Source organism: Klebsiella huaxiensis (assembly GCF_003261575.2).
GTDB classification, from domain to species: domain Bacteria; phylum Pseudomonadota; class Gammaproteobacteria; order Enterobacterales; family Enterobacteriaceae; genus Klebsiella; species Klebsiella huaxiensis.
On the sequence record NZ_CP036175.1, the window covers coordinates 1,730,291 to 1,747,946 of the forward strand.

Genomic DNA, 17,656 nt, shown 5'->3' on the forward strand with positions numbered 1-17,656 from the left:
CGCCTAACAGCTATCCCGCAGGCATAAGCTGGAGGTGATGGGCTTTCTGTCGCTCCAGCTCCCCTCATTCAGGCGCTCCAGCAGCGCACGCCCGGCTTCAATGCCAATCTTGTGGTGCGGCACCGCCATCGTGGTTAACGGCGGTTGGCAAACACGACTGACATCGCTATCTCCAAAGCCAACGACGGCCAAATCATCAGGAACTTTAATACGCCGACGCTGGCATTCATACAGTGCGCCGCATGCCAGTTCATCGGAAACGCAAACCAGCGCATCCAGTTCCGGCCAGGCCAGTAAAAACTCAGGCAGTTGTGAAGCGCCGGTGGAAAAATTAGGCGGCAGGGCGGCGTTAATCACCCGATTGGGCGACATATGGTGGCGCAGCATCGCTTTATACCACCCTTGCAAATGCTGCTGAAAAATCCACTGCTCCTGGTTGGCGCACAATAGACCAATATTCTGGTAGCCGCGGTGGATGAGCATCTCCGTGAGTTCGAACATCGCTGCGACGTTATCAATACCGATATTCATGTCGAGGGGGTCGGCGCGCATCGCACCCATTTCCATCACCGGAATTGAGGCATTCTTCAGCCAGTGACGTACGGTATCGCTATGTTCAACGCTAAGCAGGATGGCGGCGGCGATATTGGAAGCCAACAGGGTTTCCAGCAGTTTCTCTTCCTGCTCCAGCCGGTGCTGTGATTCCGCCAGCATGATTTGATAGCCTGCCGGCTGTAAGACTTGCTGAAGTCCGGCAAACATTGCTGAACATCCCGACTCAGCAAGATTTGGCACCACCATCGCTATTGTTCTTGAAGAGGCTGAAGCCAGCGCGCTGGCGGCAAGGTTGGGCATATATCCCAGTTCCTGCACTGCCGCTTCAATTTTTTCACGCAGTTTATCGGAAACCTGCTCCGGCGTGCGCAGAGCACGGGAAACGGTCATCGTGCCCACACCAGCAAGCTGAGCAACATCGGCGATCGTCACTTTGCCGGTACTACGCCGTTTTCGGGTTAGAGACATACACATTCCTGTTGAACAGACGCTTTTTATCATCATCCATCACTTCACGTGTTTTGGAGTATACGCTTTAAATGCCTACTTTTTTTGCGTTTTCACATGATGATGATGAATTGATAGCGCTATCACAAATCTGAATGTTATCTGTTGGTAGCGCTATCTTTGTGATCGTTCTCGCAGTTAACTATTGTTAGCTTGAATAAAGTTTGCTCATCTTTTGCTGATAACGAGGGACAAGATGCTTAAAACATGGATCTCTGATGCAACCATTACGCTCCAGCAGGAAGTAGAAACCTGGCCGCAGGCGCTGGATATCTGCGCCAGGCCGTTGCTTGAATCCGGCGTTATCGCGCCTGAGTATGTGACGGCGATCGTTGAGCAACACCATAAACTGGGGCCGTATTATGTGCTGGCTCCGGGGTTGGCAATGCCGCATGCGCGGCCGGAAGAGGGGGCGAAAGGCTTAGGTTTATCGCTGCTGAAGCTGGAACAGGGAGTGTCATTTGGTTCTGAAGAGTTCGACCCGGTTGATATTATTATTATGCTTGCGGCACCGGATAAGCACAGCCACATCGAAATGATCTCCGCGCTAGCGGAATTATTTTCCAGTGATGAAGATATGGAAAAATTACATCAGGCGAAAACCCTGGAGGACATAAAAAAAATAATTGCACGATTCTGAGTTAATTCGATAATCCGATTTATAACCCATTGCGCGCTAGCGTGATGCGGACGAACTCTACCCAAAAAAGGTGATAATAATGAAAATCATGGCAATTTGCGGTTCAGGCCTGGGCAGTAGTTTTATGGTTGAGATGAATATTAAAAAAGTGCTTAAAAAACTTGAAATAGAAGCTGAAGTGGAGCACTCCGATCTCTCATCGGCAACGCCGGGCGCGGCAGATTTATTTGTGATGGCAAAAGATATTGCCGCCAGCGCCAGCGTGCCGGAAAGCCAGCTGGTGGTGATCACCAACATCATTGACATTAATGAACTCGAAGCGCAGCTGCGCGCGTGGTTCGCCAAACAATAACTCTTTATAGCGAGGCGGATATGTTTATCCTTGAAACGCTGAATTTTGTTGTTGATATTCTCAAAGTACCCTCTGTTCTGGTCGGGTTAATTGCGCTAATTGGTCTGGTAGCGCAAAAGAAATCTTTTTCCGATGTCGTGAAAGGAACGATAAAAACTATTCTGGGCTTTATCGTTCTGGGTGGTGGTGCGACGGTATTAGTTGGCTCGCTTAATCCGCTAGGGGGAATGTTTGAACACGCCTTTAATATTCAGGGGATTATTCCTAATAATGAGGCGATTGTTTCTATTGCGCTGGAAAAATATGGTGCATCAACTGCCCTTATTATGGCATTTGGTATGGTAGCGAATATTCTGGTTGCCCGCTTTACGCGTCTGAAATACATCTTCCTGACGGGGCATCACACCTTCTATATGGCCTGTATGATCGGCGTGATCCTCACCGTGGCGGGCTTCGAAGGCGTCGGGCTCGTGTTTACCGGCTCGCTGATTCTCGGACTGGTGATGGCGTTCTTCCCGGCGCTGGCGCAGCGCTATATGAAGCGGATTACCGGTACCGATGATATTGCCTTCGGCCATTTTGGCACGCTGGGCTATGTGCTCTCAGGCTGGATTGGTAGCGTCTGCGGTAAAGGTTCGCGTTCGACCGAAGAGATGAACCTGCCGAAGAACCTGAGCTTCCTGCGCGACAGCTCCATCTCCATTTCACTGACCATGATGATTATCTACCTGATTATGGCGGTAAGCGCGGGGCGTGAGTATGTTGAAAGCACCTACAGCGGCGGTCAGAACTACCTGGTATACGCCATCATTATGGCGATTACCTTCGCGGCCGGGGTGTTCATCATCCTGCAAGGCGTACGCCTGATCCTGGCGGAAATCGTCCCGGCGTTTACCGGTTTTTCGGAAAAACTGGTGCCAAACGCCCGTCCGGCACTGGACTGCCCGGTGGTTTATCCCTATGCCCCGAACGCTGTGTTGATCGGCTTTCTGTTTAGTTTCCTCGGTGGTCTGGTCGGGCTGTTCCTCTGTGGTCAGTTTAAGTGGGTGCTGATTCTGCCGGGTGTAGTACCGCACTTCTTTACCGGTGCAACTGCCGGGGTGTTCGGCAATGCTACCGGAGGTCGTCGTGGAGCAATGATCGGTGCTTTTGCCAACGGTCTGCTGATCACCTTCCTGCCGGTGCTGTTGCTGCCAGTGCTGGGGGCGATTGGTTTTGCCAACACTACCTTCTCGGATGCTGACTTCGGCGCCGTTGGTATCGTGCTGGGCAACCTGGCGCGCTATCTGTCACCGTTTGCTATCACTGGTCTTGTTGTGGCGTTGTTCGCTCTGTTGGTGGTGTACAACGTGTTTGCGAAAAAGAAATCTGCGGGCGGCGGCGCGCAGGAGAACAGCGGAGCTAAATCATGAATGTGCAAGAAGTGACCAAACTGGCGCGTGATATTCGCGTGGCAACCCTTAAATCGCTAACGGATCTTGGTTTTGGCCATTACGGCGGCAGCATGTCGGTGGTGGAAACGCTGGCAGTACTGTACGGTGCGGTGATGAAAATCGACCCCGCTGACCCTGACTGGCCCGAGCGTGACTACTTTGTGTTATCGAAAGGTCATGCTGGCCCGGCGCTCTACAGTACATTAGCGATTAAGGGGTACTTCCCCATGGAAGAACTCAGTACGCTCAACCAGAACGGTACGCGGCTGCCAAGTCATCCCGATCGATTAAAAACGCGCGGCGTGGATGCCACGACGGGGTCACTGGGGCAGGGGATCTCAATCGCCGGGGGGATGGCGCTGTCGCATAAGCTCGCGGGGCGGGCGAATCGCGTATTCTGCATCGTCGGCGATGGCGAGCTGAATGAAGGCCAGTGCTGGGAAGCATTCCAGTTTATTGCCCACCACCGTTTGAATAACCTGACCGTGTTTGTTGACTGGAACAAGCTCCAGCTTGACGGCAAGTTGGACGAAATTATCCGCGCTTTTAATCTGGAAGATAAATTCCGCGCCTTTGGTTTTGATGTCGTTACTGTCAAAGGTGATGATATCCCCGGGCTGCTGGCGGCGGTACAGCCTGTTCTGCCAGCCGATGCGCGTCCACGTGTGGTGATCCTTGATAGCGTTAAGGGACAGGGGGTTCCGTATCTCGAAAAGCTCAGTAATAACCATCACTTACGCCTGACTGCGGAGATGAAAGAGACGCTAAACGAGACTATTCGCCAACTGGAGGCCGAACATGATTAAGGTTGCACCCGCAGGACAAAAAGACGCCATGGAGATGCGCAAAGTCTATGCCGGATTTGTCGCGCAGCAGATTGAAGCCGGTAGCTCAATTATCGCGCTGGAAGCGGATCTGATGAGCTCCATGGCGATGGACGGCGTAGCGCGGGAATACCCCCAGCACGTTATCAACTGCGGCATTATGGAAGCCAACGTGATTGGCACTGCCGCCGGACTATCGTTAACCGGGCGCAAGCCGTTCGTGCACACCTTTACCGCTTTTGCCAGCCGCCGCTGCTTTGACCAGCTGTTTATGTCGCTGGATTATCAGCGTAATAACGTCAAAGTAATCGCCTCGGATGCTGGTATTACCGCCTGCCATAATGGCGGAACCCATATGTCTTTTGAGGATATGGGCATTGTGCGTGGCCTGGCGCACTCGGTGGTGCTGGAAGTGACCGATGCGGTGATGTTTGATGATGTACTGCGCCAGCTTATAGACCTTGAGGGTTTCTACTGGGTACGTACGATTCGCAAGCAGGCACCAAGCGTGTACGCGCCGGGTTCAACGTTTACCATCGGCAAAGGTAACGTCCTGCGCGAGGGTGATGACATCACGCTGATCGCCAACGGTATCATGGTGGCGGAAGCACTGGAGGCGGCGCGTCAGCTTGAACAAGAAGGAGTCAGCGCGGCGGTCATTGATATGTTTACCCTGAAACCTATCGACCGCATGCTGGTAAAAAACTATGCCGAAAAAACCGGGCGCATTGTGACCTGCGAAAACCACAGTATCCACAACGGGCTTGGCTCTGCGGTGGCGGAAGTGCTGGTGGAGACCTGTCCAGTGCCGATGCGCCGCGTGGGGGTGAAAGAGCGCTACGGTCAGGTGGGAACTCAGGATTTCTTGCAGAAGGAATATGGGTTGACGGCGCATGATATTGTCTCGGCGGCGCGAGAGCTGCTGTAAATAAAAAGGCGACCAGACGGTCGCCTTTTTCATGCCGGAGGCAGATTATGCTTGCTGCTGGGACGACTGAATCGCGGTCAGAGCGATGGTATAAACGATATCGTCTACCAGCGCGCCACGGGACAGGTCGTTCACCGGCTTACGCATACCCTGTAGCATCGGCCCGATGGAGATCAGGTCGGCAGAACGCTGTACGGCTTTGTAGGTGGTGTTACCGGTGTTCAGGTCAGGGAAGATGAACACGGTAGCGCGACCGGCAACCGGAGAGTTCGGCGCTTTGGATTTCGCAACGTCAGCCATTACTGCGGCGTCATACTGCAGCGGGCCGTCGATCATCAGGTCAGGACGTTTTTCCTGCGCCAGGCGAGTCGCTTCGCGTACTTTCTCTACATCGCTGCCTGCACCAGAGGTGCCGGTGGAGTAGGAGAGCATCGCAACGCGCGGTTCGATACCGAAGGCAATTGCGGAGTCTGCAGACTGGATAGCGATTTCAGCGAGCTGTTCAGCGGTCGGATCCGGGTTGATCGCGCAGTCACCATAAACATAAACCTGTTCCGGCAGCAGCATGAAGAATACGGAGGAGACCAGGGAGCTACCCGGCGCAGTTTTGATCAGCTGCAGCGGCGGACGGATGGTGTTAGCTGTGGTATGTACCGCGCCGGAAACCAGGCCGTCGACTTCGTCTTGTTCCAGCATCAGCGTGCCGAGAACCACGTTGTCTTCCAGTTGCTCACGGGCAACGGCTTCGGTCATGCCTTTGCTCTTACGCAGCTCAACCAGGCGGGCAACGTAGCTTTCGCGAACGACTTCTGGGTCAACGATTTCGATACCAGCACCCAGCTCTACGCCCTGAGAGGCGGCAACGCGGGTGATTTCATCCGGGTTACCCAGCAGTACGCAGGTCGCAATACCGCGTTCGGCACAGATAGCCGCCGCTTTAACGGTACGCGGTTCGTTACCTTCCGGCAGAACTACTCGCTTGCCTGCTTTACGCGCCAGCTCGGTGAGCTGATAGCGGAAAGCTGGCGGAGAGAGACGACGGCTGCGCTCGGAAGTTGCGGTCAGGGATTCAATCCAGTCGGCGTTGATATAGTTAGCAACGTATTCCTGAACTTTCTCGATGCGCTCGTGATCGTCAACCGGAACTTCCAGGTTGAAGCTCTGCAGGCTCAGAGAGGTCTGCCAGGTGTTGGTGTTAACCATAAATACCGGCAGGCCGGTCGCAAATGCGCGTTCGCACAGTTTGCTTACGCGCGGGTCCATTTCATAGGCCCCGGTCAGCAGAATGGCACCGATTTCTACGCCGTTCATCGCTGCCAGGCAGGCGGCGACCAGCACGTCAGGACGGTCTGCGGAAGTGACCAGCAGAGAGCCTGCGCGGAAGTGTTCCAGCATGTGCGGGATGCTACGAGCACAGAAGGTGACGGACTTCACGCGACGGGTTTTGATGTCGCCTTCGTTGATGATGGTGGCGTTCAGGTGATGCGCCATATCAATCGCACGAGTAGCAATCAGATCGAAGCTCCACGGTACCGCGCCCAGAACCGGTAATGAACTACCGTTCTGCAGCTGAGCCGGGTCGATCTTCACGACTTTCGCTTTGGAAGAGTCGTCGAAGATTTCGGACAGATCAGGGCGAGTACGACCCTGTTCATCAACCGGAGCGTTCAGCTTGTTGACGATAACACCGGTGATGTTGGTGTTTTTCGCGCCGCCGAAGCTGCTGCGAGTCAGCTCAAAACGCTCTTTCAGCTGTTCCGGGGTATCTGTGCCCTGGGACATCACAAAGACGATTTCCGCGTTCAGCGTTTTCGCGATTTCATAGTTCAGGGACTGGGCAAACTGGTGTTTGCGGGTCGGGACCAGACCTTCAACCAGCACCACTTCAGCATCCTGAGCGTTGGCGTGGTAGTTGGCGATGATCTCTTCCATCAGCACGTCTTTCTGGTTGCTGGAGAGCAGCGACTCGACGTGGCTCATTTTCAACGGTTCTGCGGCCGGAAGGTCGGAGTTCGCGCGAATGATGGTGGTCGTCTGGTCTGGCGCATCGCCACCGGCGCGCGGTTGAGCGATAGGTTTAAAGACGCTCAGACGAACGCCTTTACGTTCCATAGCACGGATAACGCCGAGGCTGACGCTGGTCAGGCCTACGCTGGTTCCGGTAGGGATCAACATGATTGTACGGGACACGATATATCCTCTTTCGTTACCGCCAGTATCGGGCGGGATACAAAACTGCACCACCAGCTTCCCGTCATACTTCAAGTTACATGTGCGTTGGCTTTACTTGTTCACCCCAGTCACGTACTCCTCGTACGCTCCTGGGGATTCGCTGCGTCGCCGCCTTCCTGCAACTCGAATTATTTAGGGTTATGGCTGGCGGTGTGGAATCAGGCGGTCAGACGGTTGGCGTCTTGCGCGATGACCAGCTCTTCGTTGGTCGGAATGACGACAGCCGGGCGGGTGCCTTCTTTGTTGATGAAGCCGGACTTGCCAAAACGGGCAGCCAGGTTACGTTCGTGATCAACTTCGAAGCCCAGTACGCCCAGTTTGCCCAGGGACAATTCGCGGACCATTGCCGCGTTCTCACCGATACCACCGGTGAACACAACAGCGTCCAGACGACCGTCCATCAGCGCGGTATAGGAACCGATGTATTTTGCCAGGCGATGGCAGTAAACATCCATTGCACGTTTAGCATCTGCTTTTTCTTTGTAGTTGTCTTCAACGTAGCGGCAGTCGCTGGTCACTTCGGTCAGGCCGAGCAGACCAGACTCTTTAGTCAGCATTTTGTTGATGGCGTCTACGCTCATGCCCAGGGCATCGTGCAGATGGAAAATGATTGCCGGGTCGATATCGCCAGAGCGAGTACCCATAACCAGGCCTTCCAGCGGGGTCAGACCCATGGAGGTGTCAACGCATTTACCGTTGCGGATAGCAGAAACAGAGCCACCGTTGCCCAGATGGCAGGTGATGATGTTCAGCTCTTCAACCGGTTTGTTCAGAACTTTAGCGGCTTCCTGAGTCACATAGAAGTGGCTGGTGCCGTGCGCGCCGTAGCGACGTACGCCGTGTTCTTTGTACAGGCTGTACGGCAGGGCATAGAGGTAAGACTCTTCCGGCATGGTCTGATGGAACGCGGTGTCGAACACGGCAACGTTCTTGTCTTTCAGGTGCGGGAAGGATTTCAGCGCTTCTGCGATACCGATCAGGTGAGCCGGGTTGTGCAGCGGAGCGAAAGACGCGGAGTCTTTGATTCCCTGAATGACAGAGTCATCGATTACTACGGAGCTGGTGTATTTTTCACCACCGTGAACGATGCGATGGCCGATTGCGGTCAACTGAGCAGACAGTTCTGGTTTTTGTGCCAGAATAGTGTTAACGATAAAGTTAAGAGCTTCACTGTGAGCAGCGCCTGCGCCTAAATCGGCTTCTTGTTTGCTGCCATCCATTTTCCATTTGATACGTGCTTCAGGAAGATGGAAACATTCGGCTAAACCGGACAGATATTCGTCACCGTTGACGGCATCAAGGATAGCAAATTTCAGTGAGGAGCTACCGCAGTTCAGAACCAGTACTAACTTACTCGACATGGAAGTACCTTTTTATGATACGTGGCTAAAAAAACGTCAGTGTGTCACAAAGCGTAGCGCAGGATGACATCGACATTTATGATTAACATCATGCCTTGTACTGTTTTCGGGCACGATGAGAGAAGTACATTTGATTTTATGCCATTTTGCCTAATTTTCAGCTAATGGCAGAATATGCGATAATTTGACTAATCTGGTAAAAGGGTCTAATTGCCCTTCAGGTCGGCACAGAATACCTGATTGCGTAACCATTGCCAAAATCTTTTGAACGTTGTCATGCACAGTTGGTGTTTTGCACGAATTTTTTAAGTTTTATATGTAAAGTTGAGGTAAAGCCATGTCCAGTCCCGAGAATCGCCCCGTTAGCTTTTTTGGCTTGTTTCGCCATGGGCAGCATTACGCAAAGACCTGGCCTCTGGATAAACGTCTCGCTCCGGTATTTATCGAAAACCGCATTATTCGCGCAACCCGCTATGCGATTCGCATTATGCCGCCAGTCGCTATCTTCACACTGTGCTGGCAAATCGCCCTTGGCGGGCAATTAGGTCCAGCTGTCGCCACGGCACTGTTTGCGCTAAGCCTGCCGATGCAAGGTTTATGGTGGTTGGGGAAACGTTCAGTCACGCCACTGCCGCCATCGGTGCTGAATTGGTTTTATGAAGTTCGCGGTAAACTGCAGGAGGCGGGGCAGGCGCTGGCGCCGGTTGACGGCAAGCCCGATTATCAGGCTTTAGCTGACACGCTTAAGCGCGCCTTCAAACAACTGGATAAAACTTTCCTGGATGATTTGTAATTGCATCAGGAAAACGCATATAAAAGAAGGCGCATGATTCATGCGCCTTCTTTTTTCACGTCGTAAAGTGCTACAGGAGTCAAAAATGGAAATGACCAATGCGCAGCGTCTGATTCTGTCGAATCAGTACAAGATGATGACGATGCTCGACCCGGACAACGCTGAACGTTACCGTCGTCTACAGACCATCATTGAGCGTGGATATGGGTTGCAGATGCGCGAGCTGGACCGCGAATTTGGCCAGCTGACAGAGGAAACCTGCCGTACCGTCATTGATATCATGGAGATGTATCACGCATTGCATGTCTCCTGGACTAACCTCAAGGATTCCAGCGGAATCGACGAGCGTCGGGTGACTTTCCTTGGCTTTGACGTGGCGACTGAAGCCCGCTACCTCGGATATGTTCGCTTTATCGTTAACATTGAAGGGCGTTACAGCCATTTCGACGCCGGGACTCACGGCTTCAATTCTCAAACCCCGATGTGGGAAAAATACCAGCGTATGCTTAACGCCTGGCACTCTTGCCCGCGTCAGTATCATTTAAGCAGCAACGAAATTAATCAAATTATCAATGCCTGATGGAGGTTCCCGTGCAGTGTAAAGGTTTCCTGTTTGATCTTGACGGGACATTGGTCGATTCGTTACCGGTAGTGGAGCGTTCGTGGTGCAAATGGGCGGATCGGTTCGGTATCCCGCACGATGAAGTTTTGAACTTCATTCATGGCAAACAGGCGATAACCTCGTTGCGTCATTTTCTACCCGGCCGCAGCGAAGAAGAGATTCAGGCCGAGTTCACCCGGCTGGAAACGGTAGAGGCGACGGATACGGATGGCATAACGGCGCTGCCTGGGGCTGTTGCGTTACTCAACACTCTCGACGAAGCCGGTATTCCCTGGGCGATCGTGACGTCGGGCTCGATACCTGTCGCCCATGCGCGTCACCGTGCGGCGGGTTTGCCTGACACCAATGTTTTCGTCACCGCCGAGCGCGTGAAACATGGAAAGCCCGCTCCGGACGCTTATCTGCTGGGGGCTGAACTGTTGGGTCTGGAGCCGAAAGATTGCGCTGTCGTGGAGGATGCCCCAGCCGGGCTGCTCTCCGGGCTGACTGCTGGCTGCCGGACTATCGCAGTAAATGTGCCTGCGGATGCGCCGCGGCTTGATGAAGCAGATTTTGTGTTAACGACGCTTGAGAGCCTGAAGGTTGAGCGTCTGGCCGACGGTAATGTGAATGTTAGCCTTAAAGACTAATCTCATGATTTAGCCCCGCACTGGCGGGGCTTTTTTATGCCAAACTTCCAACTCCATCTTCTGACAAGGATAAGTTGTGAACGGTGAATTGATTTGGGTGTTATCTCTTCTTGCCGTAGCCGTCGTGCTCTTTGCCACCGGAAAAGTGCGCATGGACGCTATCGCACTGTTAGTCATTGTTGCTTTTGTCCTTAGCGATACGCTGACCCTCAGCGAAGCTTTCTCAGGTTTTAGCGATCCCAACGTCATTCTTATCGCCGCGCTATTTATTATTGGCGATGGTCTGGTGCGTACCGGAGTCGCTACCAAAATGGGGTCCTGGCTGGTGAAGGTTGCCGGTAACAGCGAAACCAAAATGCTGGTCTTTTTAATGCTGACCGTTGCCGGACTGGGCGCTTTTATGAGCTCAACGGGCGTGGTGGCTATTTTTATTCCTGTGGTGCTTAGCGTTTCAATGCGCATGAATACATCGCCCTCGCGCCTGATGATGCCGCTCAGTTTCGCCGGACTGATCAGTGGGATGATGACCCTGGTCGCCACGCCTCCCAACCTGGTCGTCAACAGCGAGCTTTTGCGAGAAGGGTTACAGGGATTCAGCTTTTTTAGCGTCACGCCAATAGGGCTCGTTGTACTGGTGCTGGGCGTTTTCTATATGCTGGTGATGCGCTTTATGCTTAAGGGTGAGGAAGGTGAGCTGGTGCGCGATGGGCGCAAAAGAAGCACCTTCCGCGATTTAATTAAAGATTACCATCTGACGGGGAGAGCGCGCCGTCTGGCAATTCGTCCCGGATCGCCAATGATTGGCCAGCGTCTGGACGATCTAAAACTTCGCGAGCGCTACGGAGCCAACGTTATTGGCGTTGAGCGCTGGAGGCGCTTTCGGCGGGTTATTGTTAACGTCAACGGGGTATCCGAATTTCGCGCCCGTGACGTTTTGCTGATCGATATGTCCGCCTCGGATGTGGATTTACGCCAGTTCTGCGGCGAGCAAATGCTCGAACCGATGATCCTGCGCGGCGAGTATTTTTCCGACCAGGCTCTGGACGTTGGGATGGCGGAGGTTTCGCTGATCCCCGATTCTGAGCTGATAGGCAAAACGGTGCGCGAAATCGCTTTCCGTACTCGTTTCGATCTAAACATCGTGGGGCTAAAGCGGGATGGTAAAGCCCTTGATGGCGCGGTGACCGATGAGTCTTTGCAACTTGGCGATATCATGCTGGTGGTTGGTAACTGGCGGCAAATTGCCCTGTTGGCTAAGCGGGGCCGCGACTTTGTGGTGCTGAATATGCCAATTGAAGTCAACGATGCCTCACCTGCGCACAGTCAGGCACCGCACGCCATTTTCTGCCTGGTGCTGATGGTGGCGCTGATGCTGACTGACGAAATTCCCAACCCGATAGCGGCGATTATCGCCTGTTTGCTGATGGGCAAATTCCGTTGTATTAACGCCGAGAGCGCATACAAAGCGATTCACTGGCCGAGTATTATTTTGATTGTCGGGATGATGCCTTTTGCCCTGGCGTTGCAAAAAACCGGCGGTGTGGATCTGGTGGTTAAAGGCTTGATGGACGTAGCGGGCAGTAGAGGGCCATATCTGATGCTTGGCTGCCTGTTCGTGATGTGTGCAGCGATTGGCCTGTTTATCTCAAATACCGCCACCGCGGTGCTGATGGCGCCCATTGCGCTGGCGGCGGCGAAGTCGATGGGAGTATCGCCTTACCCCTTTGCGATGGTGGTGGCAATGGCGGCTTCAGCGGCATTCATGACGCCTGTATCGTCGCCGGTGAATACGCTGGTGCTTGGGCCGGGTAAGTATTCATTCAGCGATTTCGTAAAGATTGGCGTACCGTTTACCGTGATGGTCATGGTGGTGTGCGTACTGCTGATCCCGGTGCTGTTTCCGTTCTGATTCCGCAGAGTAATCGCCCCGGTCATGCATCTGCTGACCGGGGATAAGCCTGTTTATAAAGGTGAGTCCTGGCTAATTTCATCCAGCGAAAGATGGAAGCTCGGCACAAATACCTGCATAAAATAGTCCATCTCCTCGCTGCGGCGTGATTCCAGCGTTTTCTCAAGACGACCTTTGGCCAGCAGAAACTCGTTGTTGCCCGCCGACAGTTCTTCCAGGCACTTAAGATAGGCGCATAGCGCATCAGCCTGTTTAACGAGGGATTTCTCCTCATCGCTATAGTGATGCTCGTCAATCAGCGGCTCAAAAATATCGCGTAATTCATCAGGAACCATATCGATCAGCTTCTGCTGAGCGATTTTCTCGATGGCTTTGTATTCTTGCGCAATCTGCGAGTTGAAATACTTCACTGGAGTAGGAAGATCGCCGGTCAGGACTTCCGAAGCATCATGGTACATCGCTAACAATGCAATCCGTTCAGCATTGACCTGGCCGCCAAATTTACGATTTTTAATGGCTGCCAGCGCATGGGCAACCATCGCCACCTGCAAACTGTGTTCAGATACGTTTTCGGTGCGCACATTGCGCATCAGCGGCCAGCGGTTGATCAGTTTCAAACGGGAGAGATGGGCAAAGAAGTGACTCTGACTCATTAGGGACCCTTAATCAGTTACGACGTCGGGTGTCATTGTGCGCAGGGATTGCCGCCGGATGCAAATTCCGGCGGCAGGAGGCGTTAAATCAGAGCTGGTGATAACCGGAAAGGAAGCGCCCAAAGCGGGTAATGGCCATTTCCAGATCGTCCTCGCGCGGAAGGGTCACGATACGCACGTGATCCGGCCACGGCCAGTTAAAGGCAGTGCCCTGAACCAGCAGGACCTTTTCCTGCAGCAGAAAATCGAGAACCATCTTCTGATCATCGTGAATATTGAAGCGCTTGGCGTCGATTTTCGGGAACATATACAGCGCGCCTTTCGGCTTGGTGCAGGATACGCCAGGAATTTCGTTAATGAGTTCCCACGCGCGATTACGCTGTTCGTATAAACGTCCACCGGGAACGATAAATTCGCTGATGCTCTGATAGCCGCCAAGCGCCGTTTGAATCGCGTGCTGAGCCGGGACGTTGGCGCACAGGCGCATAGAGGCCAGCATTTCCAGGCCTTCAATATAGCCCTTCGCGTGCTTCTTCGGTCCGTTAAGCACCATCCAGCCCTGACGGAAGCCTGCAACGCGGTATGTTTTTGACAGGCCGTTAAAAGTAATGGTGAGCAGGTCTGGCGCCAGCGGCGCGATAGAGTGGTGCTGTGCGTGATCGTAGAGGATCTTGTCGTAGATCTCATCAGCGAAAATAATCAGATTATGCTGACGGGCGATCTCGACGATCTCCATCAGCAGCTCTTTTGAATACACCGCACCCGTTGGGTTATTCGGGTTGATAATCACAATGCCGCGGGTACGTGGAGTGATTTTAGCGCGGATATCATCGAGGTCGGGGAACCAGTCGGAAGACTCATCACACAGGTAGTGCACCGCTTTTCCGCTGGAAAGAGACACTGCGGCGGTCCATAAAGGATAATCGGGCGCGGGTACCAGCATCTCATCGCCGCTATTAAGCAGCGCTTGCATGGCCTGCACGATAAGCTCAGAAACCCCGTTACCGATATAGATATCTTCGACCGTGACATCGCGCATGCCGCGGGCCTGGTAGTGCTGCATAATGGCTTTGCGGGCGGAATAGAGGCCCTTAGAGTCACAGTAGCCCTGGGCTGTCGGGAGATTTCGGATGACGTCGACGAGAATTTCATCAGGTGCGTCAAAGCCAAACGGCGCCGGGTTGCCGATGTTCAGCTTCAGGACTTTATTGCCTTCTTCTTCAAGGCGTTTAGCCTCTTTCAGAACCGGGCCGCGGATATCGTAACAGACGTTATCTAACTTGCTGGATTTTTCGATGGGGGACATGAACCTTTGACCTTTTAGCTGTTATCGCCACTCCCTGCCGTGGAAGTCAGCACGGAATAATGTACTCCGCATCCCCGCTGTTTTGAAGGGTTAACAGGAGAAGATTTTGCCATTAATGTTTTTTTAGTGTAATCAATTTATCTGCGTAATGGTCGGTCAGTTTATACAATATGCCTTATATTCTTAATGTCGTGGTTTTATGTTGTGCATGCATGATCTTTTATGAAAGTTTATCTGGTTTGTGCTTAAGGAAGGCGACGGACGCTGGTTTTTTGCGCATAAAACACGTTATTCATTTTTGATAAAATTTAACTCACAATACGCTGAAGTTTGTAACAAACGTGGCAGTCATTTTTTAATGGAAAACATTTAATAAATTAATGAATCCTATTTTTTGAAAGGAATATTCTTAGATTTGTTAATTTAATTAAAGTGCTGAAAAATGTTTAAAATTATCTGAGATAATACTGAATAACACTTATAAATATTGCGGTTTTCGGTTAGAATATCGCCGTTAATAGTGATATGCCGCTATGTCAGGCAGCGTTTTTTTATTAATACATTGTTATTGCAGGTTTTTTTGTTTGTCCTCCCGATTGCTGCAACAAGCTTTACTTGCTTGTAGAGCGCGGTTAATGGTCGTTGATAGCTATTTTTTTTGCGTTACATCACATAAAGCGGGAATGCCCTAATTAAAAGTGCTTAGGTCTACGAACAAAATATTACTCAAAAATTTCGCACATTTGCTGCGAACGAGTGCTTTCAAATGCAATAACGTTCTTCCAGTTGTTCATCCATTGCGGATAACACGAGGCTTAAGGAATAGCCGGAAGCTGGACACAGCATCAACAAGGCAAGAATCAGTCGCCTGTAAGTGAAGCAACTATGATAAATGAAAATCGCCCGATACTAAATTTAGACCTCGATTTACTGAGAACCTTTGTTGCCGTCGCCGATCTCAATACGTTTGCCGCTGCCGCCGTGGCGGTGTGTCGCACACAGTCAGCGGTAAGCCAGCAGATGCAACGACTGGAGCAACTGGTTGGAAAAGAACTTTTTGCTCGCCACGGGCGCAATAAATTACTCACGGAACAGGGTATTCAGCTACTGGGGTATGCGCGGAAAATTCTGCGATTCAATGACGAAGCCTGTATGTCGTTAATGTTCGGCAGCCTACAGGGAACGCTAACCATCGGTGCATCCGATGAGACGGCAGATACAATTTTACCGTTCTTATTGAATCGAATCGGAAGTTTTTATCCCAAATTGACGCTGGAAATCAAAGTTCTCAGCCATGTTGATGTAGTAGAGATGCTAAAGAATGGGGGGATTGAACTCGCGCTGACAACCCGTCAAACGGACAACTTCGAGACGTTGACGTTACGTCGTTCACCGACGCTGTGGTACTGCGCAGCAGATTATGACCTTCCACAAGGCGAATCTATACCGCTTATCTTACTGGATGCGCCGGGTCCGTTCCGGGAGGATATCATTTCGGTACTTAATACGGCCCAGTTGCCCTGGCATCTGGCCCATGCGGCATCCTCACTGGCGGGCGTTAAGGCCGCGGTGAAGGCTGGGCTTGGCGTGACCGCACAACCCGTTGAAATGATGAACCCGGCGCTCCGGGTGCCAGGCAGGAGCGATGGCTTACCTGTGTTGCCGGATACACACTATGTGTTGCTCTGCGATCAACAGAAGGCCAGTGAGTTAGCTCGCACCATTTTCCAGTCTCTAAGTGCGGATCGCGAACTGTTGTTGACAGAGCATGTTTATACTCCTGAAGGGGGAGATAATTCCCTGGTTTCCTGAAGGGCAAAAAGCTAACAAACGTCACAAAAACTGGTAACAAAATGTAAGTGTAAAAAAGAACCACAGAAAGCTGAAATGGGCACTGTGGTTCTTTTTTTTCAAATTTTATTGAGGAATTGAATATATTATTGATTTGTTTTTATTAAAATCAGTGAGTTAGTTTTGCGCTTCATCCCACTTCTGTACTTTTCTCGGCACTTTCAATACTTCCTGCTAATGTTAAAAAACCGGATGGTTTGTTGCTGTTTTTGGGGTTCAATTAACAAAAGCGTGTCACAGATCAAGAAAATACCCCTCCTTAGGGGGAGGAATCGTGGCTAAATCCTGTCAAAATAGCCGGGTAATTTTGATTTACGATGGAAACGGACACGATTCAACAGCATTAAATCCGAATGGTATGCAAGGTTATTCCGCATCAAAGGGCATTTAATGTTAATGAAAAAAATCCAATGTAAATTAATGTTGTTAAAACTTTTGTTGAAGTTGACAAAAGGTTAATGAAAGGAGTAAAAAGCCACCGCAACTGGCCTTCCGCATCAACCAGGGACGCTTTTTTGCACGGCTATTTTTTTATTCCTCCCCGTGAAACGCTGTGGCGTTCATCTGCCAGTAAGAGCAGAGGGTTTTAGCGCTACACTTTTTTGGTTAAGCAATGCGTATGTCAACATCCACTGAAGTCATCGCTCATCATTGGGCATTCGCTATATTTCTCATCATCGCTATCGGTCTGTGCTGCCTGATGCTTGTCGGCGGCTGGTACCTCGGCGGACGCGCGCGCGCGCGTAGCAAGAACACGCCATTTGAATCCGGGATCGACTCCGTTGGTTCAGCTCGCTTACGCCTTTCTGCGAAGTTTTATCTGGTTGCCATGTTCTTCGTTATCTTCGACGTGGAAGCCCTGTATCTCTACGCATGGTCGACTTCTATCCGTGAAAGCGGCTGGGTCGGCTTTGTGGAAGCCGCAATTTTCATTTTAGTGTTACTGGCTGGTCTGGTTTACCTCGTTCGTATCGGCGCACTGGACTGGACGCCTGCGCGCTCCCGTCGCACGCTGGTTAACCCGGAAACAGACAGTCCCACTAACCGTCATACGCAGTAAA

General features: G+C 51.9%; 16 protein-coding genes. 11 read left to right on the plus strand and 5 right to left on the minus strand.

The genetic code is table 11. From position 1 onward, the window contains the following. Positions 1-3: 3 nt before the first annotated feature. Positions 4-1,023, minus strand: a complete 1,020-nt coding sequence (locus DA718_RS08365) for a LacI family DNA-binding transcriptional regulator (RefSeq protein WP_112212975.1) — start codon at positions 1,021-1,023, stop codon at positions 4-6. A gap of 235 nt (positions 1,024-1,258) precedes the next feature. Here DA718_RS08365 and DA718_RS08370 point away from each other — a divergent pair, with 235 nt between their 5' ends. The 5 genes from DA718_RS08370 (at position 1,259) to DA718_RS08390 (ending at position 5,239) form a co-directional block, all read left to right on the plus strand. Next, positions 1,259-1,702 (plus strand): PTS sugar transporter subunit IIA, encoded by a 444-nt coding sequence (locus tag DA718_RS08370; protein WP_112212976.1) that lies wholly within the window; start codon positions 1,259-1,261, stop codon positions 1,700-1,702. A 79-nt stretch (positions 1,703-1,781) separates the two neighbouring features. Next, positions 1,782-2,054: a PTS sugar transporter subunit IIB gene (locus tag DA718_RS08375; protein ID WP_041146575.1), complete on the plus strand. Its 273-nt coding sequence runs from the start codon at positions 1,782-1,784 to the stop codon at positions 2,052-2,054. Positions 2,055-2,074: 20 nt separating this feature from the next. After that, positions 2,075-3,466 (plus strand): PTS ascorbate transporter subunit IIC, encoded by a 1,392-nt coding sequence (locus tag DA718_RS08380; protein ID WP_112212977.1) that lies wholly within the window; start codon positions 2,075-2,077, stop codon positions 3,464-3,466. After that, positions 3,463-4,293: a transketolase gene (locus DA718_RS08385; RefSeq protein ID WP_112212978.1), complete on the plus strand. Its 831-nt coding sequence runs from the start codon at positions 3,463-3,465 to the stop codon at positions 4,291-4,293. The genes DA718_RS08380 and DA718_RS08385 overlap by 4 nt, the downstream gene beginning before the upstream one ends. Beyond that, complete coding sequence (locus DA718_RS08390) at positions 4,286-5,239, plus strand: transketolase family protein (RefSeq protein ID WP_112212979.1); 954 nt, start codon at positions 4,286-4,288, stop codon at positions 5,237-5,239. Before DA718_RS08385 ends, DA718_RS08390 begins: the two co-directional genes overlap by 8 nt. 45 nt (positions 5,240-5,284) lie before the next feature. On the opposite strand, the gene pta is transcribed toward DA718_RS08390, so the two are convergent. Continuing rightward, the gene (gene pta, locus DA718_RS08395; RefSeq protein WP_112212980.1) at positions 5,285-7,429 is read right to left on the minus strand and encodes a phosphate acetyltransferase; all 2,145 of its coding nucleotides are present in this window, start codon (positions 7,427-7,429) and stop codon (positions 5,285-5,287) included. Positions 7,430-7,629: 200 nt separating this feature from the next. Next, on the minus strand, positions 7,630-8,832 hold the full coding sequence (gene ackA, locus DA718_RS08400) for an acetate kinase (RefSeq protein WP_112212981.1): 1,203 nt from the start codon (positions 8,830-8,832) through the stop codon (positions 7,630-7,632). 337 nt (positions 8,833-9,169) lie between these two features. Here ackA and yfbV point away from each other — a divergent pair, with 337 nt between their 5' ends. The 4 genes from yfbV to DA718_RS08420 all read left to right on the plus strand — a co-directional run bounded on the left by yfbV (position 9,170) and on the right by DA718_RS08420 (position 12,785). Continuing rightward, positions 9,170-9,625, plus strand: coding sequence for a terminus macrodomain insulation protein YfbV (gene yfbV / locus DA718_RS08405; RefSeq protein WP_110272272.1), 456 nt, complete (start codon positions 9,170-9,172; stop codon positions 9,623-9,625). An 85-nt stretch (positions 9,626-9,710) separates the two neighbouring features. After that, positions 9,711-10,205, plus strand: a complete 495-nt coding sequence (locus DA718_RS08410; RefSeq protein ID WP_112212982.1) for a YfbU family protein — start codon at positions 9,711-9,713, stop codon at positions 10,203-10,205. A gap of 11 nt (positions 10,206-10,216) precedes the next feature. Beyond that, positions 10,217-10,876, plus strand: coding sequence for a sugar phosphatase (locus tag DA718_RS08415; protein ID WP_112212983.1), 660 nt, complete (start codon positions 10,217-10,219; stop codon positions 10,874-10,876). A 76-nt stretch (positions 10,877-10,952) separates the two neighbouring features. Next, entirely contained in the window at positions 10,953-12,785 is a 1,833-nt protein-coding gene (locus tag DA718_RS08420) for an SLC13 family permease (RefSeq protein ID WP_112212984.1), read from the plus strand. 53 nt (positions 12,786-12,838) lie between these two features. On the opposite strand, the gene yfbR is transcribed toward DA718_RS08420, so the two are convergent. Then, positions 12,839-13,438 (minus strand): 5'-deoxynucleotidase, encoded by a 600-nt coding sequence (yfbR, locus tag DA718_RS08425; RefSeq protein ID WP_112212985.1) that lies wholly within the window; start codon positions 13,436-13,438, stop codon positions 12,839-12,841. Positions 13,439-13,526: 88 nt separating this feature from the next. Then, positions 13,527-14,744, minus strand: coding sequence for an alanine transaminase AlaA (gene alaA / locus DA718_RS08430; protein ID WP_112212986.1), 1,218 nt, complete (start codon positions 14,742-14,744; stop codon positions 13,527-13,529). 885 nt (positions 14,745-15,629) lie between these two features. On the opposite strand from alaA, the gene DA718_RS08435 reads away from it, so the two are divergent. Next, positions 15,630-16,556 (plus strand): LysR family transcriptional regulator, encoded by a 927-nt coding sequence (locus DA718_RS08435; RefSeq protein WP_112212987.1) that lies wholly within the window; start codon positions 15,630-15,632, stop codon positions 16,554-16,556. A gap of 652 nt (positions 16,557-17,208) precedes the next feature. After that, entirely contained in the window at positions 17,209-17,655 is a 447-nt protein-coding gene (gene nuoA / locus DA718_RS08440) for an NADH-quinone oxidoreductase subunit NuoA (RefSeq protein WP_004123140.1), read from the plus strand. Position 17,656 lies beyond the last annotated feature (1 nt).

Coding starts and splice junctions, on each gene's coding strand:
- DA718_RS08375 (WP_041146575.1), top strand. CDS start 1,782: ATGAAAATCATGGCAATTTGCGGTTCAGGCCTGGGCAGTAGTTTTATG.
- DA718_RS08435 (WP_112212987.1), top strand. CDS start 15,630: ATGATAAATGAAAATCGCCCGATACTAAATTTAGACCTCGATTTACTG.
- DA718_RS08390 (WP_112212979.1), top strand. CDS start 4,286: ATGATTAAGGTTGCACCCGCAGGACAAAAAGACGCCATGGAGATGCGC.
- yfbR (WP_112212985.1), bottom strand. CDS start 13,438: ATGAGTCAGAGTCACTTCTTTGCCCATCTCTCCCGTTTGAAACTGATC.
- yfbV (WP_110272272.1), top strand. CDS start 9,170: ATGTCCAGTCCCGAGAATCGCCCCGTTAGCTTTTTTGGCTTGTTTCGC.
- nuoA (WP_004123140.1), top strand. CDS start 17,209: ATGCGTATGTCAACATCCACTGAAGTCATCGCTCATCATTGGGCATTC.
- DA718_RS08365 (WP_112212975.1), bottom strand. CDS start 1,023: ATGTCTCTAACCCGAAAACGGCGTAGTACCGGCAAAGTGACGATCGCC.
- DA718_RS08385 (WP_112212978.1), top strand. CDS start 3,463: ATGAATGTGCAAGAAGTGACCAAACTGGCGCGTGATATTCGCGTGGCA.
- ackA (WP_112212981.1), bottom strand. CDS start 8,832: ATGTCGAGTAAGTTAGTACTGGTTCTGAACTGCGGTAGCTCCTCACTG.
- DA718_RS08370 (WP_112212976.1), top strand. CDS start 1,259: ATGCTTAAAACATGGATCTCTGATGCAACCATTACGCTCCAGCAGGAA.
- alaA (WP_112212986.1), bottom strand. CDS start 14,744: ATGTCCCCCATCGAAAAATCCAGCAAGTTAGATAACGTCTGTTACGAT.
- DA718_RS08410 (WP_112212982.1), top strand. CDS start 9,711: ATGGAAATGACCAATGCGCAGCGTCTGATTCTGTCGAATCAGTACAAG.
- DA718_RS08380 (WP_112212977.1), top strand. CDS start 2,075: ATGTTTATCCTTGAAACGCTGAATTTTGTTGTTGATATTCTCAAAGTA.